Genomic DNA, 23,847 nt, shown 5'->3' on the forward strand with positions numbered 1-23,847 from the left:
GGAGGATAAATAATGAAAAATAAGACTTTAATAGCATTAGTAATAGCTGGCGTGGTGCTACTTCCTAATGCAGCCTATGCAAAAGATAATAATAAGGTCCAAAACAATAAAGCTCATATTGCTGAAAGTAATAAGGATAAGGATAATAACAATTCAAATGAAGATGAAAATGCTGATGAGTCTTCAGATAGTTCAAATAATAGTGAAATTAGTCAGCCTTCTGAAAATAATATAAAAGGCACCGATAAAAAACAGGCTAATGAAGCAAAAAGAAATGCAAAGTCAGCAGAAATTCAAAGCTTTAAAGCTGAAATTAAATCAAAGCATGCTGCTATAGCTCAGCTAAGAGATGAAATTAAACCTATAAGACAGCAAGTAGAAGTTAAAACTGCTGAATTAACTTCAATAATAAAAGCTATTCAAGCTGGAAAGAAAACTTTACCTGAGGATATGCTTAATAACTTGATAACTTTAACCGATACCTTAAAATCAGATAGTGCTGCATTAAAAAGTACCTCAGAAGTAAATACTGATACAACTTCGGCACAAGATGATGTAAAGAAGCAGAATTTTAATAATGCTCTTGCTTCCATGGACAAAGTTATAGCTAAGTTTCAGCAGAGATTAGCTTCACTAGAGAAGCTAAATTCAGACTTAGATGCTGCTCTTAAAATAGCTGAATCAGCTACAGAAGTAACTGTTCAAAATCCAGCTGCAAATTCTGATAATTCAAATACCTCTACTACAACAACTTCCGATGATTCGATTAGTGATGGTGGCTCCCCCACTGTAGAAGGTAATTGATTATAAATTATATTTAAAAATGAGCCTTGTATAGATTTATTAATCTCAATCTATACAGGCTCATTTTTCTATAAAGTAATCATTGCTTTTTTCCTTTATTCCCCTTATCCTTATCCTTTGAATCATTTTGCTCTTTACTTTTTCCATTATTACTTTTATCGTTTTTATTGTCATTTCCATTATCGTTATCAATCTGAGGCTGGTTTTTATTATTATCGTTTTTTTGCTTATTGCTGCTATTAGAATTTTGATGCTGAGCTGAATTATTCTGTGATGCCTTTTCTGTAGCTTTATTTTGATTAGAATTACTGTTGCCATTAGGAACTTCTTTGGTTTCTAATGGCAGCTCTTGCTTCCTATCATCTTTAGGCTGATTCTCGGGACTAACAATATTTTGAGGTGATACCTTAGTTTCACTGCTTTCTATCTTTTTCTGTGAATTTCCATCATTAATTTCTGCGTTAAGTCCATTAGTTGCTATATATTGTTCAAATTTGGGTAAATTTAGTTTACTATTATCCTTTGAAGATATATTAACCGTTATTATATTTCCTTTAGCCGTGTATTGAGAATTTATAAAATTATCCTTTTTAGCTTGAGTCACAATAAGCTTTAGTGCATCATCAAGGGCTTTATTTTTTATACTTATCTCACTCAGCACTCTTTCTCCATCCTTGTTAAGCCCTTTAAAGCTCACAACTTCCCCCTGCCTATCAGCTTTAAGCTCTATAGAAGGATTTATATTAACTCTTACTACTGCATAAGGTGTATATCTGTTATACATTACACCGGATAAAACTACAAATAGTATTATGGCCGCTGCAATAATACTCCTATAATAAGTATTTCTCTTTATAATTTCCCCCTGAAGTTCTTGTCCCACAAAAGGCTTTTCTCCTTTAATGCCTATCTTATGAAATTCCCCTGTAGGAGACATTACAATTGCTGTGCGCCTTTCTACCTTTACTACCATTCCACTCTTAATCATTTTTGTCACCCGCCTTTATATTAAGGTATGATCTTATATAATTATAATTTTTATTGGAAAGTACAATTATAAGTACTACTATGTATCTTCGCCACTTCTCAACAAATTTTCTATTGGTACCTGTAAGCATAACTATTTGCTTTACTGGCAGCTGCTTTTTTTCTTTCATGTACTGCACTATCTCTTCATACCTTAAACAAAGGCAAGCCAAGTTAAGAAGGGAACTTCTGGTATCTATATGAGAAGGTGATGAGTCTACTAGTTTATCAAAGCTTATTTTATATTCTAAAAGCTCCGCAGAAAGAAGCTTTATTTCCTCTAATCTGTTATCTCTTTCTATGTATTTCTCATATTCATTCATGGAGGTTTTCCATTCAATATATTCCTTGCTGTCTTCATAATTTTCAAAGGTAAGCAAAGGTATATTCTTAGCCTTTCTAAAATGATCTATGAGAGCATTCCTTATGATAACAGCCGCATATCCATAGAAGTTCCCCCTATCTTCATGAAAGTTGTCGCAGGCATTATTAAAAGCTATCATAGCTATGCTTAATTCGTCATCATCGCTGCTTAATTTCCTTTTGCATACATCTTGAGTTGCTTTATATATAAAATTTTTGTTTTCCTCTATGAATTCATTTCGGTTTTTATCATCCGTAAGCTTCATATCCCTATCTCACCCCTGCAAATATTTACGTATGCTGCTTTAATTTTTAGAGGGTACACTTAAAATTACTTTAATAGTTTATCCTAAAAATAACAATTGTATATTATGAAAAAAAAATGCTGGTCTTAACGACCAGCAAAATAATTAAAGAAGGAAATTACAAACTCAAAACTCGGTATAATGAATTTGCTTGCTTATTATTCACATGATTATGGAGCTATTTCTCTATCAGAATCACCAGAAATGCTTCATGAGATTATAATACATTAAATGATATTGAATGTCAATATCATTTATAAAAAATATTTTAATTTTCTATAAATCTATGAGCTGGTTTAAATATTTATATATAGCTTTCTAACAATAAAAGCTATATATAAAACTTAATAAAAAGAGCCTGCAAAGTTTTACTTTGTAAGCTCTCTGATCACATCTCCTATTATAGCTGTGCCTTTTTTAATATCTTCCTCACTGACTCTTGAAAATCCTAATCTTAAGGTATCCCTTCCGCCTTTGTCTATATAGAATATATCTCCTGGCATAAATACCACGCCCTTTTGGTAGCACCTGTTAAGTACTTCTCTGGCATCCACACCTTTAAGCTTTATGAATATATGAAGTCCACCTTCTCCGGTTATATATTCATAAGGTATGTTTTCTTTAACCTGCTGAAGAGTATATTCATATTTTCCTCTATAATACTTTCTTACCTTCTTAACATATCTATTGAAAGAGCCGCTCTTCATATAGTGATAAAATATTCCCTGATCCAAAAATGAGCAGTGAATATTTCTGCTTCTCTTTACGCTTTCTAAGGTATCAATGAGATTTTTGTCAGCTAATATCCACCCCAGTCTAAGCCCAGGAAAAAGTATCTTTGAAAAGCTTCCTATGTATATGACTCCATTGCCTCCGCCAGCTATGGAAGCTATTGGAGCTACCGGAGAGCTGGAATAAAGCAGTTCCTCATTAAAACCATCCTCAATCACTGGCACTGAATATTTCTTTAATATGTTGTATATCTCGTGCCTTCTCTCTCCCTTGGTAACTATTCCTGTAGGATTATGATAGGAAGGAATCACATAAGCCATTTTAGGAGAGCTTTTAATTATAGCCTCCTCCAGCTTATTTACATCCATGCCCTCTTCCTCCATAGGAACTCCTACTATCTTTAATTTATGGGACTTCATGATTTTTATAGCAGTATTATGGGTAGGATTTTCACAAAGCATAACATCCTGAGGCTTTGTCAAGGCACTTAGCACTATATCAAAGCCCTCCGTAAAGCCATTGGTTATGAGAATTTCTTTTCCGTTAGTATCTACGCCTTTTTCCTGCATATATTCCATAAGATATTCTATGAGAGGCTTATATCCTCTTGCATAACCATAATTTAAAAGCTTCTCTCCTTCTAAGGACCAAACATTTAAAAAGGCTCTTTTAAATTCCTCTAAATCAAAGAGCTTAGCTTCGGGAGCTATGCTTTTAAAGGATATCATCCCTTTCTTCCAAGGCTTTTCGGTCTTTACTATATCCAGCTTTTCACAGGTTTTTCCGTATTCATTTACTCTTGAAGCCCAATCTATAGAAAAGTTTTCATTTTCCTTGGCAGTTTCAAGGCATACAAAGGTTCCCTTTCCCTTGGAGCTGCTTATTATTCCTTCGCTCTCCAAGTTTTCATAGGCAGTAACCACGGAATTTCTGCTTACATTAAGCAGATTGCTGACTTCTCTGGTAGAAGGAAGCTTGCTTCCCTTATGAAGCAAGCCTTTTTCAATGTTTTCTTTTATGTGATTTTCTATCTGAATATATATCTTTTCACTATCATTCAAATTAAATGATGAAAAAATCAAGGGCTTTTCTCCTCTCAAAGCTTACTTGCTAAGTGAGTATTGAATTATTTTATCTAAAAGCTCACTATAGCTTATATTAACTCCTCTTGCGCTCTTTGGAAATAGAGAATGTTTAGTCATACCTGGAAGTGTATTTAACTCAAGCACATAAGGAGTTCCTTCATTTACTATGATATCAACTCTTACATAGGCTTTGCAACCAAAAACTCTCCAGCACTTCTCTCCTATAACTCTCATCTTCTCTTCCAAATCCTTTGGAAGCTCAGCTATGATCTCTTCTGCACCGCCGTCACTGTATTTTGACTTATAGTCAAAGAATTTTCCTGAAGCCTTTATGGATAGTATAGGAAGGACTTCTCCATTTAATATTGGCACTGTATATTCTTCACCTGGAAGATATTTTTCCACTAATACTTGATCGTCATATTTTAATGCTTCCTGAATGCTTGTTTTAACTTCCTTTTCATCAGTAGCTAAAAAAGTTCCTATGCTGGAGCCTCCGTTGTTAGGCTTAACCACCACTGGATACCCTAAAGCTTTAAGTTCCTTTTCAGGAAAGCTTTCTCCTTTATATACTATGACCTCCGGAGCTACATTTATGCCTTCCCCTCTCATAACTCTCTTTGCCTGCTTCTTGTCCATGCAAAGGGCACTAGTAAGTACACCGCAGCCTGAGTATGGCATTCCTACACTTTCAAGCAAGGCCTGAACACTTCCATCTTCTCCAAAAGCTCCATGAAAGGCTAAGAAAGCAAAATCCATTCCTTCCACTTTTTCCATAACTTCTTTTTTTGAATTTATAACTATAGGATAAACCTCATATTTGCTCTTATCTAAATTTTCAACTATCTCCTGACCAGAAAGCAATGATATTTCTCTTTCAGAGGAAATACCGCCCATTAAAACTCCTACTTTCATAAAAACCCTCCTAAAATATGCTCATAAATTTTTTATTTCATATCTTTTTTCATGCTATAATTATATAAATTTTTCGTAAAATAATTAAGAACCACAAAGACTTCAATTTTAGAGTCCTGTGGTTCAATAATTCGTGACTATTTAATTTTAATGCTGCAATTATAATAATATCCTTTAGGCACTTTTTCTTGAGCTTTGCTGTCTGTAAAAAATTCTAAAGCTTTACCTTCCTTTTCAGCCGCTAAATATAAGTGATATAAGGCTATTCCCATGTCTAATTTATTCATGTTTCCAAGCATAAAACCTGTAATAAGCTTTGGCTTAACGCAATAAGCATGAATTAAAGCCCCATCGCCAGTAAAATACCAAGGCTGGCTGTTTACTGCAGAAGGTGCAAGCCTTACAGCTTCAAAAATATTATTCATTTCCTTTATAGAGGTTATTTCCTCCAAGGCTTTTCTTTTGAAATCTGAAGAAGACTTTCTGTGAAGCTCCTCCTGAGGCTTACCAAAGCTCAGCACTATTACAGGCTCAAGCTTAGAAGCTTCTACTAAATTCTTAGTAGGCTTACCTCCTCCAAGCCAGCAGCTGCCAATTCCTTTTGCACTGAAATATAGATTCATCTGCTGGAGCATAAAGCCCATATTGGTCATATATCCTTCCTTAGCCTCTGAAAAAGCCACAATATAATGTGGTGCCTTAGCTGCAAGAAGTCCTTTTATCTCGCTTCCATCCACAATTTTCAATTCCGTTTTTATACCTTCATACAAAGGTTTTAAAGCAGCTAATTCTTGCTTAATTTCCTCCATAACATCCTCTGAAAGTGGTGCCTGCTCATATTTTCTCACTGATTTTCTCTTAAAGATTTCGTTGTAATAATTAATTCTTTCCATCCCCTACACCTCTAATAATTAATGTTTTAAAGCCAAAGACTTCTGATACTCTCCTATTTTACGGATCACTAATCTCTTAGGAAGCCTTACAAAAATCTTGTTAAGCATTCCGGGTACTGCAACATTCTTGTTTTTCATCATAGCTTCATAGGCTTCGGAAGCTACCTTCCAAGGCTGCATGGCACCTTTAGAATCATTTTTCCCAGCTGCCTTTGCAAAATTAGTCTTAACTGCTCCAGGGCATAGAGCTGTAACCTTAATATTGTAAGGTTCAAGCTCTATGGACAAAGCTTCAGAAAATGACAGCACATAGGCCTTGGAAGCATAATACACTGCAGTGTAGGGACCTGGATGAAAGGAGCCTGTGGAAGCAACATTTAGAATTCTTCCACTCTTTGCTCTAACCATATCTCCTGCAAATAATTTAGTAATTTCAGTTAGAGCTGTTATATTTACAGCTATTATTTCCTCATCCTTTTCCTCAGGTATTTCACAAAACTCCCCCACTGCGCCTAGCCCTGCATTATTAACTAATATCTCTACTGCTGCTCCAAGCTTTTTTATTCTGTCATAAACTCTTTTAGCTGCACCTTGCTTAGATAAGTCCTCATCTACTATGTGAGCCTTTATTGAATGTTTATTTTCAAGCTCTTTTGACAGCAATTCAAGCTTATCTTTGCTCCTTGCTACTAGAACTAAGTCATGCCCCTTAGCAGCAAAAACCTTAGCAAGCTCCAAGCCTATTCCACTGGAAGCTCCTGTAATTAAAGTGCTGCTCATTACTTAAACACATCTACTATGCTGTTGAATTTATCTTTACTTTGCTGTATTTTTTCAGCATTTCCAAGTACGCAGATATAACCTTTCTCCATAACTTCCTTAAGAAGCTGTGAAAATGCCTTTATATCTTCTTTTGTGGTTTCTATAACTTCTTCTCTCTCCTTTTGAGTTTCTTCATAAGTTACGCTGCTGAAGTAATTTCCATCGGAATATTCACCCTTGGACTTAGGAGTCAAAGGATAATCTAAGCTGGCTATAGTTCCTATTATATATTTAGTCATCTCATATTCATCGGCTTCAAAGCCCTCTAAGAAATTATAGGTATCCTCATACACCTTCAGGGTTTCAGAAAGATTTGGATCTCTGTAAGAAGAAAAATATACATTACCATTTTGAAGGAAAGAAGCACCACAGCCATAAGCTCCTCCCATTACTCTTACATTGTTCCAGAGATAATTAAGAGAGATTATATTCTTAAGCACCTGAACCTTTCCGCAATATTCATAACCAAGCTTTCTGTAATTAAAGCCAGCAGCCACGTACTGTACCTTGCTTGAGGTTGTAAGTCCTTCATTTTTTTCATTAAGCTGAAGCTTAGGAAGCTCCTCTTTAAATTCACCCTGTGCAAACTTTATTTTTCCTATATTAGAATTTACAGCAGCATATATTTCTTGGTCACCAGTTATGCTTATAACTAAAGCCTCTTTGATGAATATCTTACCTGCTACAGCCTTAAGAGAAGCTTTAATCTCTTCAAATTTAGCTTCAAAATTCTTATCAAGGTCACATATAAAATGATACAGTTCCACTCCTCTTAAATGCTCGCTGTACTTTCCAGCAGGTGAGAAATAAGATAAAAGCCTTCTGGCCGCTACTAAGTTTCCTCTCTGATTTATGCTCATTTCCTGCCTTGATTTTATTTCTTGTATTATTTCCTTAATTCTCTTCTTATTTTCAAAAACACTGTGATACAATATCTGATCTATAAGTTCAAAAGAATCTCCTACTTTATCTAAAAGCACCTTTGTCTTCACTGCGAATTTAGGATAATACTTTTCATCAGTTTTCTTATCTGAAAACACATTATTTTCAAAGCCTATATCACCAGTTTTTATATTGATTTCATTAGAAAGATCTTCATAATTGTATTTTTTAGTATCTATTCTTCCAAGCACATTTTCAAGCAGTGATAAATACTGAATTTTATCAGCCTCTACCTGAGCGGTTGAGAAGTACAAATTAAGGTACGCTATCTTATTAGTAGGTATATCATGGTGAAGTACCTTTACATCCTGTATCTTCTTTTCTGCCAAAGGAAGTCTCTCTGCCTTCTTATCTATATCCTCTAAGGAAAGCATTGGTATCTTTCTCAGATCCTGCTGTGAATCCTCAGTGGATTGTCTTTCCTTTAGACTCTTTGTTCTCTTTATTAAAATATCAATTTCATCACTGCTAAGGGATTTTTTAAAGCTGTCTAGTTTTTCCTTAAGCTTTGAGTTAGCCTCATCTGCTGCTGTCTTTGAAGGCTTTACTATAACCAGGCTTTGGTGATCACTATTTAGGAAGTATTTTTCTATAAGCTTCTCAAAATAATCCTCTGTCAAAGCTTTCTTTATGTTCTTAAGGCTTTCTTCAAATTTAAGATGCTTTGTTGGAACATCATCGTACAGCCAGCTATCCATTGATTTTATGCTGTATACAAGTCCCTTAGGCATGCTCTGATAATCCGCTTCTCTAAGCTTAAATTCCGCCACATTTATAGCAGCTTCTATGAGCTTCTTATCAATACCTTTATCTGCAAGGCTTTTAAGGGTATCAAAAACCACCTTTTTAAACTCTTCCTTCTTATCTTCGTTGGAATTTTTAGCAATGACGCTGAAATAAGTCTGAAGAATGCTGTTGTCATACATTCCAAAAGCGTCCTTGCATATGCCTGAATCTAAGAGAGCTTTTTTAAGAGGGGCAGCTGAGCTTTCAAGAAGAATATACTCAAGAATCTCAAGAGAAAGATATTCTTCAGCATCAGTAGCCTTTGAAGCTGCAAAATTAAGGCTTAAATAAGTCTTATCCGCCTCTTCTTCATTAGGGAGAATAGGATACTCTTCAACTATCTCCACATTTCCTATAGGCTTTTGAGCCTCTATGTGGGAATCCACCTCTATTTTTTCATACTTGCTTAAATATTCTCTATCTAAATACTGTAATTTTTCTTTTAAATCCATATTTCCATACAGATATATGTAGCTGTTAGCAGGGCTATAATACTTTCTGTGATTTTCAATAAAATTCTCATAGGTTAAATCAGGTATATATTCTGGATCTCCGCCGGATTCAAAGCCATAAGGAGTATCTGGGAAAAGAGAATTCTGTATCTTTCTCATGAGTATTCCCTCTGGTGATGAAAAAGCTCCCTTCATCTCATTGTAAACTACTCCCTTGTAGCTTATATCTTCTCCAGGACTGTTTATCTCGTGATGCCAGCCTTCCTGCTCCAGTATTTCTCTATGCTTATATATATTGGGTTTAAAAACTGCATCCATGTAAACATCTATAAGATTGGCAAAATCCTTATGATTCTTGCTGGCTACTGGATACATGGTCTTGTCACTAAAGGTAAAGGCATTAAGAAAGGTATTTAAGGAACCTTTTAAAAGCTCCACGAATGGCTCTTTTACAGGATATTTTTCGGAGCCGCAAAGCACTGAATGCTCAAGTATATGAAATACTCCAGTGCTGTCCTTTGGCGGTGTTCTAAAACCTATGGAAAACACCTTGTTATCATCTTCATTTTGTAAATATAAAAGCTTTGCTCCGCTTTTAACATGTTCAAACGTAAAGGCTTTAGAATTTATTTCTTTTAGCTCTTCTTCATTTATAAACTTAAAGCCGCTGTAAATATTATCTTTTTCAAATTCATTCATCAATATCACCTCTATTTATAATTTATACCACTTATTATTTGAAAATAACCTGATATTTATTATTATATCAAATAACTTTAGAAAAAGAAGGAAGTTTTAAATGCCAGCAAAATATAAATTATATTTTTTATCGAAACAATAGGGACTAAAGTCCCTATAAAAAGAGACTTTTAGAATCTATGTGCTCCCCCCTAATAAAGCTATAATTAAGCTATAAAAGATCACTAGAGCAAAAGGAGGAGTCAAAATGGTTAAGCATTACTCTAAGATTTTTACCGTAGTTTTATTTATAACTCTCATATTTCCTTCATTACTTGTAAAAAAAGTCTATGCCTATAGCAACATTTCTTATTACAGCAATGTAAAAGTTGGACTTGTAAGCATGTCCGCTGCAAACATGAGTATTACCTTAAACGGTAATTACGCCATAAACGGACAAGCTTATTTATCTGGAACAACACTAAATTTGAGCATTAGCGGCAATAATATTCTGTTAAATGGAACAGCTCAAAGCCAAATTGCTTTGACTCCCAGCAGCGGTGAAAACCTTATAGCCATAACTTCTGGTACAGCTACAAACAAATACATGGGAGCTTTCCTATTCAAAATGTACAATAATAAAATTCTACCCATAAATTCTATAGACATGGAAAATTACTTGAAAGGGGTAGTAGGCTATGAAATGTCTGATTCCTTCACTTTGGAGGCATTAAAAGCTCAGGCTGTAGCCGCAAGAAATTATGCCTTGTCTAGAATTGGCTATGAAGCAGCAAAGGGTTATGATTTTGATGATACCCCCCTCTATCAGGTATACAAAGGCTTTAACTCAGCTTATGTAAATACTATAAATGCAGTAAATCAAACAGCTGGACAAGTTCTTCTATATAATGACAAGCTAGTAGAAGCTTTATATTCTGCTTGGCACGGCGGTATATCTGAAAACAGTGAAAATGTTTGGGGAAACTACGTTCCATATTTAAGATCAGTACAAGATTCCTATGAAAGCGATGCATGGCCAAATGGCAATAGAATATTAACTAATGCACAAATTCAAAGCACATTAATAGCAAAAGGCTACTTAGCCTCAACAGATACCTTGGTTAAATTAGATTTAACTTCCATCACAAGATTTGCCAGCGGAAGAGTAGCAAACATAAATATTATTTACAAAGCTTCAACAGGCACGCAATACACAAAGTCCGTAACAAAAGACAGCACTAGAACTTTTCTAGCTCTGCCCAGCAATCTTTACACCGTAACCTACGATTCAGCTGCCGGAGCATACACCTTCTCTGGTAAAGGAAATGGACATGGTCTTGGAATGAGTCAGATAGGCGCTAAAAACAGAGCTGCAGCTGGACAAACCTTCGACACAATCCTAAAGTTCTATTATCAAGGAACCTATTTGCAAAGCCTTACTGAAAAGGCAGCCTTAGCTTCCTTTACAGAAAACAGCAGCACTATACTGCTAGGCAATAAGCTCAGTGTTAATTCTACTGCTTCAGGCGGCAGCGGACAGAATTATCTTTTCAAATATGTGATTAAGAATTCTGGAAATGTGGTATATACAAGAGCTTTCAGCACAGCTTCTAATCTAGACTATATTCCAACAGCTGCTGGAAGCTATACTATAGATGCCTACGTAAAAGATCAGTATTCCCTGCTGGACTATGATGATACTAAACAGCTTTCAGCAAAAGTTTATAGCGATCAAATCACCAATGTGACTGCTGCCAGTTCCTTTTATGAAGGAAAAACCGTAAGCTTTAACACAAATGCTACAGGCTTCAGCAATGCAAGCGGAAACTATAAGTATGAGGTCTACTACAACGGAAGCCTGCTGACTTACAATAGCTTTAATGCCTCTCAGTCCTTCAGCTTCACTCCAAATACTGCTGGCACTTACAGCATAAAGGTTTATATTAAGGATGCATTAAGCACAAAAGCATATGACAATGTAAAAGCCTTCGATATAACTATAAATAAGAAGCCTCTATATATCTCTACTTTACCATTAAAATACGGCATGAATAATAAAGATGTGGCTTCACTTCAAAGTGCTCTTGCTCAATTAGGCTATAGCATAAAGGACGCTTCTGGAAACTTCGGCACCAGCACTAAAAATGCAGTAATCTCCTTCCAAGGAAGCAAAAGCCTTACTAAAGACGGTATAGTAGGAAATATGACCTACTCAGCTTTAAATGAGGCACTTATTGCAAAGGCAGGAACAAAGACTATAACTTACTAAACCAAATAAATTCTATTAAAAATAACCCCTTATAGTCCTTGCGTAAGTTCTATAAGGGGCTGTTTATAGAAAATTTTAAAAACACTCTTGCTTTTATACACATACTACCATATAATATAAAAAACATATTATATGGCAATTTGATGAACTAGAAAAGTAGTATCTGTCACTTATTGCAGCGATTTGGGATAGAGTGTGAGCCCGATAGTAATACGGATATGAAAAGAGCTAGGGAGAACTTACCCCGAAGTAACAGTAGGGATAGCGCATGTCTGCGATAAAGATTTGAGTGAGCATTATTTTTTTAATTCATGCTAATTAGGGTGGTACCACGGCAACTCCGTCTCTTTCTTGAGACAGGAGTTTTTTTATTTGCTGCAGCAAATAAGCTAAATAATTAATAATTTGGCTATGTTTTAAAAGACTGTTGATAAAGGCGTTTTTCGTCTAGCATGGTTTCTAAAACTTAAACGATAATATCAACATTTTAAAACATAGCCTACCGAACTGAAGGAAGTTTTAACTCAGTGTAAAAATCAACACTGAGTTAAAACAGAGCCAATAATTTAGAAAGGATGAAACATATGCTGAAATATCAAGAAAAAATTAAAGCTTTATTAGATCGAAGCTTTGGCTTAAAAAATGTTATATTAACTATTCCTCCCGATTCTAAATTAGGAGATATTGCACTGCCCTGTTTTGCATTTGCAAAGCAACTAAGAAAAAGTCCCATAGAAATTGCAAATGAAATTAGAAGTCAGCTTCAATTAGCAGACTTTATTGAAAAGATTGAAGTTAATGGAGGCTATCTAAACTTCTTTATTAATCGAACTATATTTATAAAAGATATTTTAACAGAAATAAAAGATAAAAAAGATAGTTACGGTTCTTCTTTCGCGGGCAAAGGTAAAAAAGCTTTGGTAGAACATACCAGCATAAATCCAAATGCTTCTCCCCATGTAGGAAGAGCCAGAAATGCATTAATCGGAGATGTTATAGTTCGATTATTAAGCTTTCAAGGCTATGAAGTTAACACCCATTATTTCGTTAATGACATCGGCAAGCAAATCGCAATGCTTCTGCTTGGAGTTAAAGATAAAAAAGATATAGCTTTCAATGACTTACTTGACATCTATGTAAACATTAATAAGCAGGTAGAAGAGAATCCTGAACTGGAAAAAGAAATCTTTTCTCTCTTGCATAAGCTTGAAAATGGAGATATAGAAGTTAAAGATAAATTCAGAAACATTGTTGATATCTGTATAAAAGGTCAAACTAAAATTTTAGGAGAGCTTGGGATAAAATACGATACTTTTAAATTTGAGTCCGATTATATTTGGAGCAATAGGGTTGAAGAAATATTACAGCTGCTTAAGGATACAAATAAATTGGAGGAGGCTTCAGATGGAAGGCTAATCCTTAATCAAGAAGAATATAAGCTTCCGATGAAAGCACCTTATTTAGTGCTAACCAGAAAAGATAAAACCTCCTTATATCCGCTGAGAGATATTGCCTATACCATAGATAAAGCAGAAACCAATTCAGATAAAAATATTGTTGTACTTGGTGAAGATCAGAAACTATATTTTCAACAGGTGAAAGCCGCTTTAGAGGTGCTTGGCTATAAATCTCCTGAGCCTGTCCACTATTCCTTTGTTTTACTATCTGATGGAAAGATGGCTACAAGAAAAGGAAATGTAGTGCTGCTTGAGGATTTTATGAAGGAAGCCTTGCTAAAAGCTACAAAAAATATGGAGAAACGCTATGAAAGCTTCAGTGAAGAAACCTCAAAAGCTATTGCTTACGGAGCAGTAAAATATGCATTTTTAAAAATTGCTAATGATAAAAATGTAACCTTTTATTGGGATTCTGCCTTAAGCTTTGAAGGTGATTCAGGCCCATATTTGCAATATAGCTATGCCCGTATTAATTCTATTTTGAAAAAGCATGGCAAGCCTTTACCAAAGGAGGCTGACTTTTCATTACTAAAAGAAGCTATAGAATTTGATTTAGTTAAGGATTTATCTAATTTAAGGATTGTAATAGACAGAGCCTTGCAGGAGGCAAGTCCTAATATAATTGCAAATTACGTGTATGGAATAGCCAAGAAATTCTCCTTGTTTTATCATGAATGCCCAGTAATAAATGCAAATAATGAAGAACTAAAAGAGGCCCGACTGCTTCTAATTGATGCTATACGTCAGGTAATTAAAATTTGCTTAGAGCTGCTTGGCATTGATACCGTTGAATATATGTAATTCAAGCTTTCTAAAGTAAAGCATGCAAATTACATTGCAACATTTACCAATTTTATGAAATTCAAAGTTTTATAGTTGTACTACTCAGTACAATAACTTAATTCATGCTTTGCCCTCATTTACAATATTATACTTATAATATAAATAATGCTATATTGTACTTGTGAGTACAAAAATATTTAAATGAGGTGCTTTATCATGAAAAATTCTATTAAAAAGTTTTTACTTTTAACCCTATCCTTTATAGTATTTCTGTTTCCGCTTTCCATTAGATCCTTTGCTGTAACTGCGTCTTCTATGACTCCTAGCACAAGTTCATCCTCCACCTTAAATAACAATTATCCTATTGTAATGGTCCATGGCCTATTTGGCTGGGGGAATGATGAGCTATTTGGAATAAACTATTGGGGCGGAGAAAATAGTATAAGAGATATGCTGATTCAAAAAGGCTACAAGGTTTTTACGCCTACTATTGGCTCTATATCTAGCAACTGGGACAGAGCCTGTGAATTATATGCCTATCTGAAGGGCGGCACAGTAGACTATGGCGAAGAGCATTCGAAAAAAGATGGACATTCACGTTATGGAAGAACTTATCCTGGAGTTTATCCTGAATTAGGAACTATGGGCGCAAATGGATTAAAAAAAATACATCTAATAGGTCACAGCATGGGCGGAGAAACAATTAGAGTATTTGCTCAATTATTAGAAAATGGTGACCCTGATGAAATAAAAAGCAATACTACTGACATAAGTCCATTATTCGCAGGAAATCACCATTGGATTGACAGCATTACTACAATAGCTACTCCTCATGATGGTAGTCAAGAGGATGAAAAACAAGACAATCTAGAACCCCTATTTCATGACTTTTTCGCTGCTATGGCAGGCAGTACTGGTGTAATTAATTCTACTAACCCTTGTTTTGATTTTAGAATGGATCAATGGGGATTAAAGAAGCAGCCCGATGAGTCCTTTGATAGTTATGCTCACAGAGTGTTTAGCAGTAACCTTTGGAAGGAAACTAAAGATTTAAGCATATGGGACTTATCTCAGGAAGGTGCCAGAGAATTGAACAGTTGGGTTAAGGCGCAAAAGGATATTTATTATTTTTCTATTTCTTGTGTAGACACTCATAAGAGTTTACTAACAGAGCATCAGCTCCCTAATGCTAACATGAATCCTCTGCTAATAAACAGTTCTATCTATATGGGGCAATACACAAATTACACGGAAGGCAAAGTCCAAGTGGACAGCAGCTGGTGGAGAAATGATGGTATAGTCAGTGTTAGATCCGCTATAGCACCTCATGAAGGGTCTACGGATACAATTGTAAACTATGACCCAAACAGCCTTCCTTCAAGAGGCGTGTGGAATTACATGGGCGAAATAAATAATGTAGATCATATTGAAGTCGTGTTACAACATAATCCTGTTTATCAAAAATATCTTCAGAACAAGTTTATAGATCTAGCAAAAATGTTAAATGAACTTCCAATGTAAGGAGTAATAGAAATACTTAAACTTCTTTTTTTCTTCTATTAACCCTCTTTACGTATCTTTGTAAAGCAAAGACTCCATCGTGAGGTTCACCACTATAATTTGCTGACATGCTACCGCAATTTGAAATGCGAGTAATACCCGCTGCATAAAATATTTGAGACAGCTCATCAGACTCATCTTCCCTGCAGCTTAAGGCAACAGTTTGAAGATGACCCTTATGCAGTCTTAGCATGTTCAGCAACTTTTTTCTTTGGCTCTGTTTTAAATCAGCGTTGATTTTTACACTGATTTAAAACTTCCTTCAGTTCGGAAAACTGTGTTTTAAAATGTTGATATTATCGTTTGAGTTCTAGAAACTCTTAGGGATTGCGACTTATAATTGGCGTAATTTTGCCCAGGACGGGCAAAGCAATTTTAGTGCCATGGATGGCGCAATAAAATTGGTAGCCAATTATAACAAAGCAGCCCTTAGAGTTACTTACATGGATTCTGAAAGAAACCATGCTAGACGAAAAACGCCTTTATCAACATCCTTTTAAAACATAGCTTTTTCTTTTCATAGGCATCACCCAAATATTGCGAAAAAGGGGCGATGCCTTCAATTCAGCATTATAATCTATCATAACACCATATTTCTTTTTATCGTCGGTTATAAGCTTTTTTTCTCCTAAAAGTTCTTCTGCTGCAACAAGCTCATGAATCCAAGTGATCTGAGCTTGCACATCAATGGGCCAGACCTCCGAAGGATATTTCATTGCTTTAACAGCCACTTTTGTTCCAAGCCTGACAGACTCCTTGTCAAAAAATATCTGACTCTTTTGTCCCTGGGTTCCGGAGGAGGTGGCATGGATTTCGATCTGAGACCTATCAACACTGAGCACTTCATGATGTTTAAAAAATTCAGCAGTGATTGGAGGTATTTTTTCACAATCCTCTATAGTCTTAATTTCTTCAGCCCTAAAGCCCTTTGCCTTTAATAATTTCCTATAGAAATCACAATTATTGCTATGATGCTGAATAGATTCCCTCATTGCTTCTACAAAAAGCTCTTCGCTGCCTGCTTGATCATAGATTTTTTTATAAGAAAATAATTTTTCTCTGGCTGTGTCCACTGATTACACTCCTTTTTGGCATATGAATAGTTTCTTATTTTACATATTTTTATTTTATCCTATTTTTCAATATTTTAACATCAAAATATTGCAGCTGTTTAAAGCCTTATTTGCTAAAAATAATCACCAAATAATTTACATCCTGCTATAAATTACTTGGTGATATACTAAAGATTACCTAAACAGAGTTACAAAAACCAAGGTAATTGTGCTTATTAATTTTATCAGAACATGCAAGGAGGGCCCCGCAGTATCTTTAAATGGATCACCTACAGTATCTCCAACAACAGCTGCTTTGTGAGCTTCAGATTTCTTACCGCCAAGACTTCCGAGTTCAATACACTTTTTAGCATTATCCCAAGCCCCACCGCTATTGTTTAAGAAAAGTGCCATTATAACACCTGCAATTGTTGTAACCATCAAAAATCCACCAGCGGCTTCCTTACCAAGCAAAATACCAACTAAAACAGGTACTGTTATAACTAATACACCTGGAAATATCATCTCTTTAAGAGCTCCTTTGGTAACTATGTCAACACAGGTCGCATAATCTGGTTTTGCTTTCCCCTCCATTATGCCTGGAATCTCTTTAAACTGTCTTCTTACTTCCATAATAATATATTGTGCCGCTCTTCCCACAGCTCTTATGGCTGCAGAGCTAAATATAAATACTAGCATGACACCAATAAATCCAGCTACAAAGACCTCTGGCTTGCCAATATCTATGCTAAACCAGGAGGTTAAAGGTTTACCTAAGATCTTTTTTACCTCATCCAGATATGCAGAAAACAATAAGAAGGTAGCAAGAGCCGCTGAACCCACCGCATAACCTTTGGTTAATGCTTTAGTAGTATTTCCACAGGCATCTAATCTATCTGTTACTATTCTGACTGACTCTGGCGCATCAGACATCTCTACTATACCTCCAGCATTATCTGTAATTGGACCAAAGGTATCCATGGCTAAAACATAAGTACAAGTAGCAAGCATACCCATGGTTGCTATTGCAGTTCCGTACAATCCAGAATTTGATATACCTCCCATAGCTATGCTTCCAAGCTTATATGAAATTAATATTGCCAGAGAAATAAATATTACTGGAAGCGCTGTTGATTCCATTCCCATTGATATGCCGGTTATTATATTGGTACCTGCACCAGTCTCAGAAGCTTTGGCTATAGATTTAACTGGTCTGTAATTTGAATCAGTATAATAATTTGTTAGTAAAACGAATATATGACCTAGCACTACTCCAGTAACTGCACAGCCATATAAAAGAAGAAAATTTACAGCTTGCCCACTCAGCATAACCTTAACGTTTACAAACAAGAATATAAGCACAAATATAGTTGTAATTCCATATCCTTTGTTTAATTCCTTCATTGGATCTGCCTTTTCATCTCTGATCTTTACAGACATTATCCCTATTATAGATGCTATAATTCCAAGGGATCTAGCTACTAAAGGAAATAATATACCCTTGATTCCGAAAACCGGATACAATGCCACTCCAAGTATCATAGCTCCTATATTTTCTGCAGCTGTAGATTCAAATAAATCTGCTCCTCTGCCTGCACAATCTCCTACATTATCACCTACAAGATCTGCAATTACTGCTGGATTTCTAGGATCGTCCTCTGGTATGCCAGCCTCAACTTTGCCAACTAAATCTGCACCTACATCCGCAGCCTTCGTATATATTCCTCCTCCAAGCTGTGCAAAAAGTGCCACAAAGGATGCTCCAAAGCCAAAGCCAACAATTAAGGAAGGAGCCTCCTTAATAAGCTGCTCATCGCCTGAAGCTCCCCCAAAAATAAGAAATAGAGTTGTTACACCAAAAAGAGATAATGCCGTAACTGCAAGTCCAGTAATAGCACCACCTCTAAAAGAAGTTTTAACAGCTCTATCCATACCATGTTTTGCTCCTTCAGCAGTTCGTATATTGCAATTAACCGCCATATACATTCCAAAATAGCCTGAAATTCCTGAGCACAAAGCTCCTGTTAGAAATGAAACGCCTATGCAAAGTGCAGTCCGAGCTCCATTAAAAATGTTAGAGATAATTATTAAAACAAGAACAATTACCCCAATAATGGAAATGGTTTTATATTGACGCTTTAAAAATGCCATGGCTCCCTCTTTTATAGCCTCAGATATCTCCTGCATTTTTAAATTTCCCTTATCCTGCTTAAAAATATAGTTAGCAAGGTAAAAGATAGATAGTAACGACACCAAAACAATGCCATAAATTAAAATGAAATACACTACCATTGAAAACATCTCCTTTAAAAGCTATGAGAATCCTTTTAATAAAAATCAGTTTTCCTCCCATTTGTAAATATATGTTTTGCAAGGAATTGTATGCTTGTTTTTTCAACTTGGTGAATTTCAAATTTATGAATAAGTAAAAAATAATGAAGCTTTTTACATAATGTAATGACTAAATACAAAGGTGTAACTAGTTATATTCTTATCTAGTTATGGCGATATAAAGAAAAGTTGACTGCTTCCTGTTATGCCCGTTACTCTTATACAAATCTCACCTTGTTTACACTTTCTTAGCATAAGAAATAAAAGTATATACATTAACCATTACAAATTCTTGACCTCCCCAGTGCTCTTTCTGAACCATATAATCTTCTTTTACAAATCCATTATTTAATAACACCTGTGAGGAATGTACATTCTTGCTGAATTTTTTATAAATTTATAATTTAAAGAAATCGGCTCATAAAGAGACGATTTCCTCAATAACTATTAATTTTTACATCTTACTTCTTAATTGAATAGAATAAATAATCTTTTTGCCACAGCCCCCTTTTATTATTTTATATTAAATTGATATCCACCAACACACTCCAAATTTATCAATAACAGTGGCACAACATTTGCTCCACGGAACTTCATGAATGGGATTAATAATAACACCGCCATTACTCAAAATATTAAAGGCATTATAAACGGATTCTTCGCTTCCCATCTCAAAAACATTAAAAGTCATTGTTTCCCATTTCATTTTGTGAACTATGTTTATGTCACAAGGGTTTGCTGCTTCGCTTAATGCTAAAAAACCTTCACCATTTACGGATAATTCACAGTGTACATAAGCAGTTGCGGTATCATTTTTTGCTTCAAATGTAATCTCTGCGCCAAAAGCTTTGCAATACATTTCTGCCGCTTCAAAACTACTTTTCACATAAACCTGAGTATAATTTTTCATATTTACCTCCTGCATAAAATATAAATAATCTGCGTTACTCTTTTTCAAGAAGGAATTTGCCCTCTAAAGAATTATACTTCTTTATTTCTTTTAACACTACTTCATAATTCAATTTATTACAATATATTCCAATGATTTTTTCACTAAATATTCCTCATATGAACCATATCTGCCAGCGTAAGTTTTTGATATTCCATATTCCTCTCTGAGAAAATTCGGTCCGTTTAACGCAGCTATTTATACAATTACTATACACTTTGTCCAAAATTTCTCTATTCTTGCCGTAAAATTCTATAAATGCTGAATCTGTACACAATACGACCATTTCACAATTGCTTACTTCAATATCTAAACCGATTACGTTTTTCTCTCCCTTTCACTAAACCGGTTGCACTAAAAAATCATACCAAGACATGTATATTGATAACTTATAACTTGCTTCATATTAATACTATGGAATTGGTACACGATCTCTTGGCGGAAACACTATGCATAACAATATTTTTTATTTAAAATCTGATGTAGGATATTCTATTTCATTCTTCATCTTTTCTAGAAAATGTCGGCAGGCTTCATCTTCGTTTTCAAAAATTTTATCTCCTTGCTTATTTCCTTTTTCATCGAAATAAAAATATTCCCATTTATGATACACTTGGTTTAATATATAAGTATCTGTTGCCAAATTCCCATTGATAGAATAGCATCTTTTTTTCATTCCCATATTATCTAATTCTTTTTGTAACTGTGTTATATTCATATTTTATCACCCTTTTATAATAGATTCTTCACTCCTACAGTATCCTTAATGCTTCCATCTATAGATATGCTTGCCCCCATGTATCGTAAGTATAACTTACAACCTGCGCTCCTGTATTATCAAAGAATCCTATGATGTCACTTTGTCCATTTTCTATATAGTAGCATTCTACACCATTTAGATTCATGTACACAAGCTTTCCCAAGTTGTCATGTATATGAGCGATATTTCAAAACTTATTGGTGATAGAATTAGATTCTTTAGGCAAGATAGAGGGTATAGTCAAGAGCAGCTTGCTTTAAAAGCTAATCTCAACGTTTCTTTCTTAGGACAAGTTGAGCGTGGGATAAAAAATAGTAACTATTCAATATTCACTAGGTAGCAGCATTATTGAATAGTTACCACATTAATGACTCTTTATCTCCTTTTTTAGTTCCAATATTTCATCCTCATTTAATCCTGTTATTTCGCTAATAAATGAAACATCTGCACCTTTAAGCAATGCATTTTTAGCAATTTCCTTATTTCTTTCTGTTTTACCTTCTTCTCTTGCACCCTCAATCATACTTTTCTCATCCAGTATCTTCTTCATTCTAAGCTCTGCAAGCCTCACCGTTTCCGGATCTCTGCTTAGCATATCTAGAACCGTTATTGCCTTCTTTATTTCTGGTTCTCCCATTTCTACCACCTCCATTACTTCTTTTCTAGGTTCGGTTAAAAATGCAAGCCATTTATTTAAGCTGCTATTTAGCTCTGGTTTTTCGTCTAAATACTTTGGAAGCTCCACAAAATGTATCTCTAGCAAGTCTGTCAGCCTAAGCTTTTCATCGTCCTCATACAAATGGTACACGGAATGATATTTCTTTATATCTATATAGTTAAAATTAAGTATATTTATCGTTATGGTCTTATTTAGATTTTTATAGTTTTCCCCTTTTTTTATCTGATTAGAATACAATCTAGACCAGTAAAATAAAGTCCTGTTTATCATATTATATCTGTTTATTAGCTGAATTTCTACATTTATATGAATTCCTTTTTCAGTTATTACTCTTACATCTAATATGCCTATTTTATCGTCTACCGCTTATATATCTGATAGCTTTGTGTCCACATATTCTATATGCTCTATTTTTTCTTTTTCTGTTCTCTCAAGCAACGCATTTAAAAAGCTTTTTAGGATATCTTCATTTTCTGGGCTTCCGAATATCTTTTGAAATACTACATCATTTTTAGGGTCAAGAAGCATTTTATCATATTCTAAATCCATTCTATCACTCCTTCATCTGTAATATTTCACATAAACTATTAGTTTTATGCTATAAACAATAATTTAATTTGCTTTATCACTTTTTAGGACAAGTTGAGCGTGGTATAAAAAAGCCTACTATAGACACTTTAGAGAAAATAGTTAATTCCTTAGAAATAACCTTTCAAGAACTGTTTGATTTTGAAAATAGAATTGATAAAAGAGAAAAGTCTACTGTAATTGATAAGCTTACTTTTGAATTGAATACACGCTCTGAGGAAGAACAGGCAATCATTTATGACTTGGTAAAACAAATCCTTAAATTTAGGGATAAAAATAGTAACTATTCAATATTCACTAGCTAGCAGCATTATTGAATAGTTACCACAATCTATTATATATATTTTAGCATTAATAGTGTCTTTAGCTGTTATTATAAATTCTTCTTTAAACTCTGGTTTTTCTTGAAAATGTATAATCTTTTGCTTTTTAACTCCATCTTGAGTAATCTCACATAATTCAAATACTTGTAAATAGTCTTTTTCTTTCACCTCCATAATTTCTATTGTATACCATAGAAAATTTTGTAGGAACTCTGGAATTGCTTCTGTAATGCCCTTTGTCACATATTTAATACCTTTAAACATAAATATTATCCACCTTTCAAAGTATGGGAAACGCCCATATTTTTTTATTTATTTTAGTTTATATAGCACCCTTTTCTTTTAAGCTGATATATCTGTGTATCTAAGGAGCATACTATAAGCTGTTCCCTGTCAGAGTCTTCTAAAAATTCCTTCACAAGCTCATATGCATCATTAGGTGAGTTTACCCTTCGGTTTCGATAAAGCATGCTTGATTCCTTATTCATTTTTATCGATACTATATCAACTCTTTTGCTTCTTAGATTTTTAGAAGTATTAATGATTCTATGTTCCTTATAATCACTATCTTTACACTCTTTTTTACTGCTATAATCGTATTTAATCATTTCTATTCCTCTTTATTTTCATTTTCTATTTTGTACAGTTTTTCTTATTTATTTTAATTAAATTAAATCCATATGAAAATCCCGCCACAAAACATGTGATGGGACAAACCGTTCTTATTAAGTTTTATCTATTTGATTTATTAAAAAGTAAATATTCGTTTTAATAAATAATCATTTATTTTTTAGTCTAAGCAAAACTTTCTTCATTACTGGAACTACTACAACCATAAGCGCAACTCCTATCATCATTAAAATAAGATTATCTAAATACATACCGATAAAGCTTATAATTAATGGAGTTCCCAATATTAATAATCCCAATGCAGCCAAGAAATACTTTAAAAATATTAATGCAGTTATAAGTATTAACAATATAATTATTAATGCACCAACCATAATAGTACTAGCATTTACACCGTATTTATTTATTAATACTTTATCAACAGCTATTCCTAAAAAAACTCCTATTATACTTACTATCCTTAATATCTTTTCCATTGTTTACCTCCCATAATACCAATCTTTTATTGCAGATGCTGTTCTAGCTATAAGAACTTTACACCTTCAGAATACGAATCATAACCACCGGCTTAGCCGGTGGTTTGCTCAGCCCTATAAGGGCCTATTACTGGCTGGGCTGAAAGCCCTCTGAATCAGTCTGCCAATCGCATATTTTCCCATGCAG

Annotated in this window: 23 protein-coding genes, 1 pseudogene and 1 other annotated feature; of the genes and pseudogenes, 6 read left to right on the forward strand and 18 right to left on the reverse strand. The window is 34.4% G+C overall.

Features of this window, described 5'->3' with window-relative positions; genetic code table 11:
- The first annotated feature begins 12 nt into the window (after window positions 1–12).
- A complete protein-coding gene (locus tag IAI10_RS17235; RefSeq protein ID WP_315674546.1) occupies window positions 13–804 on the forward strand; it encodes a hypothetical protein in 792 nt (263 codons plus the stop codon).
- A gap of 79 nt (window positions 805–883) precedes the next feature.
- On the opposite strand, the gene IAI10_RS17240 is transcribed toward IAI10_RS17235, so the two are convergent.
- The 7 genes from IAI10_RS17240 to IAI10_RS17270 form a co-directional block, all read right to left on the reverse strand.
- Entirely contained in the window at window positions 884–1,792 is a 909-nt protein-coding gene (locus IAI10_RS17240; protein ID WP_315674547.1) for an anti-sigma factor domain-containing protein, read from the reverse strand.
- On the reverse strand, window positions 1,785–2,459 hold the full coding sequence (locus IAI10_RS17245) for a sigma factor (RefSeq protein ID WP_315674548.1): 675 nt from the start codon (window positions 2,457–2,459) through the stop codon (window positions 1,785–1,787). The genes IAI10_RS17240 and IAI10_RS17245 overlap by 8 nt, the downstream gene beginning before the upstream one ends.
- 407 nt (window positions 2,460–2,866) lie before the next feature.
- Entirely contained in the window at window positions 2,867–4,312 is a 1,446-nt protein-coding gene (locus IAI10_RS17250) for a PLP-dependent aminotransferase family protein (RefSeq protein ID WP_315674549.1), read from the reverse strand.
- A gap of 21 nt (window positions 4,313–4,333) precedes the next feature.
- Complete coding sequence (locus IAI10_RS17255; RefSeq protein WP_315674550.1) at window positions 4,334–5,230, reverse strand: D-alanine--D-alanine ligase; 897 nt, start codon at window positions 5,228–5,230, stop codon at window positions 4,334–4,336.
- 137 nt (window positions 5,231–5,367) lie between these two features.
- Complete coding sequence (locus IAI10_RS17260; protein ID WP_315674551.1) at window positions 5,368–6,123, reverse strand: nitroreductase family protein; 756 nt, start codon at window positions 6,121–6,123, stop codon at window positions 5,368–5,370.
- An 18-nt stretch (window positions 6,124–6,141) separates the two neighbouring features.
- Entirely contained in the window at window positions 6,142–6,903 is a 762-nt protein-coding gene (locus tag IAI10_RS17265) for an SDR family oxidoreductase (protein WP_315674552.1), read from the reverse strand.
- Window positions 6,903–9,824 carry an insulinase family protein gene (locus IAI10_RS17270; RefSeq protein ID WP_315674553.1) on the reverse strand — a complete coding sequence of 974 codons (2,922 nt, stop codon included), beginning with the start codon at window positions 9,822–9,824 and terminating at the stop codon, window positions 6,903–6,905. The genes IAI10_RS17265 and IAI10_RS17270 overlap by 1 nt, the downstream gene beginning before the upstream one ends.
- 247 nt (window positions 9,825–10,071) lie before the next feature.
- Here IAI10_RS17270 and IAI10_RS17275 point away from each other — a divergent pair, with 247 nt between their 5' ends.
- The 3 genes from IAI10_RS17275 to IAI10_RS17285 all read left to right on the forward strand — a co-directional run bounded on the left by IAI10_RS17275 (window position 10,072) and on the right by IAI10_RS17285 (window position 15,833).
- A complete protein-coding gene (locus IAI10_RS17275; RefSeq protein WP_315674554.1) occupies window positions 10,072–12,072 on the forward strand; it encodes a SpoIID/LytB domain-containing protein in 2,001 nt (666 codons plus the stop codon).
- Between the two features lie 134 nt (window positions 12,073–12,206).
- Window positions 12,207–12,423, forward strand: a binding site (T-box leader).
- Between the two features lie 233 nt (window positions 12,424–12,656).
- Window positions 12,657–14,330: an arginine--tRNA ligase gene (gene argS / locus IAI10_RS17280; protein WP_315674555.1), complete on the forward strand. Its 1,674-nt coding sequence runs from the start codon at window positions 12,657–12,659 to the stop codon at window positions 14,328–14,330.
- Between the two features lie 198 nt (window positions 14,331–14,528).
- Window positions 14,529–15,833: a lipase gene (locus IAI10_RS17285; RefSeq protein WP_315674556.1), complete on the forward strand. Its 1,305-nt coding sequence runs from the start codon at window positions 14,529–14,531 to the stop codon at window positions 15,831–15,833.
- Between the two features lie 16 nt (window positions 15,834–15,849).
- On the opposite strand, the gene IAI10_RS17290 is transcribed toward IAI10_RS17285, so the two are convergent.
- The 7 genes from IAI10_RS17290 to IAI10_RS17315 form a co-directional block, all read right to left on the reverse strand.
- Window positions 15,850–16,074 carry an acyl-CoA reductase gene (locus tag IAI10_RS17290; RefSeq protein WP_315674557.1) on the reverse strand — a complete coding sequence of 75 codons (225 nt, stop codon included), beginning with the start codon at window positions 16,072–16,074 and terminating at the stop codon, window positions 15,850–15,852.
- Between the two features lie 283 nt (window positions 16,075–16,357).
- Window positions 16,358–16,945, reverse strand: coding sequence for a hypothetical protein (locus IAI10_RS17295; protein WP_315674558.1), 588 nt, complete (start codon window positions 16,943–16,945; stop codon window positions 16,358–16,360).
- 174 nt (window positions 16,946–17,119) lie between these two features.
- Window positions 17,120–19,216, reverse strand: a complete 2,097-nt coding sequence (locus IAI10_RS17300) for a sodium-translocating pyrophosphatase (protein ID WP_315674559.1) — start codon at window positions 19,214–19,216, stop codon at window positions 17,120–17,122.
- Window positions 19,217–19,778: 562 nt separating this feature from the next.
- Window positions 19,779–20,165: a hypothetical protein gene (locus IAI10_RS17305; protein ID WP_315674560.1), complete on the reverse strand. Its 387-nt coding sequence runs from the start codon at window positions 20,163–20,165 to the stop codon at window positions 19,779–19,781.
- A gap of 154 nt (window positions 20,166–20,319) precedes the next feature.
- Window positions 20,320–20,523, reverse strand: coding sequence for a DUF2691 family protein (locus tag IAI10_RS24695; protein WP_396334406.1), 204 nt, complete (start codon window positions 20,521–20,523; stop codon window positions 20,320–20,322).
- 147 nt (window positions 20,524–20,670) lie between these two features.
- Window positions 20,671–20,922, reverse strand: coding sequence for a hypothetical protein (locus IAI10_RS17310; RefSeq protein WP_315674561.1), 252 nt, complete (start codon window positions 20,920–20,922; stop codon window positions 20,671–20,673).
- A 58-nt stretch (window positions 20,923–20,980) separates the two neighbouring features.
- A complete protein-coding gene (locus IAI10_RS17315; RefSeq protein WP_315674562.1) occupies window positions 20,981–21,109 on the reverse strand; it encodes a hypothetical protein in 129 nt (42 codons plus the stop codon).
- A gap of 30 nt (window positions 21,110–21,139) precedes the next feature.
- On the opposite strand from IAI10_RS17315, the gene IAI10_RS17320 reads away from it, so the two are divergent.
- Complete coding sequence (locus IAI10_RS17320; protein ID WP_315674563.1) at window positions 21,140–21,304, forward strand: helix-turn-helix domain-containing protein; 165 nt, start codon at window positions 21,140–21,142, stop codon at window positions 21,302–21,304.
- A 24-nt stretch (window positions 21,305–21,328) separates the two neighbouring features.
- Here the strand turns inward: IAI10_RS17320 and IAI10_RS17325 are convergent.
- Window positions 21,329–22,192, reverse strand: a pseudogene (locus tag IAI10_RS17325) (Rpn family recombination-promoting nuclease/putative transposase).
- Window positions 22,193–22,260: 68 nt separating this feature from the next.
- On the opposite strand from IAI10_RS17325, the gene IAI10_RS17330 reads away from it, so the two are divergent.
- The gene (locus IAI10_RS17330; RefSeq protein ID WP_315674564.1) at window positions 22,261–22,536 is read left to right on the forward strand and encodes a hypothetical protein; all 276 of its coding nucleotides are present in this window, start codon (window positions 22,261–22,263) and stop codon (window positions 22,534–22,536) included.
- Here the strand turns inward: IAI10_RS17330 and IAI10_RS17335 are convergent.
- The 3 genes from IAI10_RS17335 to IAI10_RS17345 all read right to left on the reverse strand — a co-directional run bounded on the left by IAI10_RS17335 (window position 22,519) and on the right by IAI10_RS17345 (window position 23,660).
- Window positions 22,519–22,818: a DUF960 family protein gene (locus IAI10_RS17335; protein WP_315674565.1), complete on the reverse strand. Its 300-nt coding sequence runs from the start codon at window positions 22,816–22,818 to the stop codon at window positions 22,519–22,521. The genes IAI10_RS17330 and IAI10_RS17335 overlap by 18 nt on opposite strands.
- 53 nt (window positions 22,819–22,871) lie before the next feature.
- Complete coding sequence (locus tag IAI10_RS17340; protein ID WP_315674566.1) at window positions 22,872–23,162, reverse strand: hypothetical protein; 291 nt, start codon at window positions 23,160–23,162, stop codon at window positions 22,872–22,874.
- Between the two features lie 171 nt (window positions 23,163–23,333).
- Window positions 23,334–23,660 carry a hypothetical protein gene (locus tag IAI10_RS17345; protein ID WP_315674567.1) on the reverse strand — a complete coding sequence of 109 codons (327 nt, stop codon included), beginning with the start codon at window positions 23,658–23,660 and terminating at the stop codon, window positions 23,334–23,336.
- Window positions 23,661–23,847: the final 187 nt, after the last annotated feature.

Source organism: Clostridium sp. 19966 (assembly GCF_032335695.1).
GTDB lineage: Bacteria > Bacillota > Clostridia > Clostridiales > Clostridiaceae > JACTOJ01.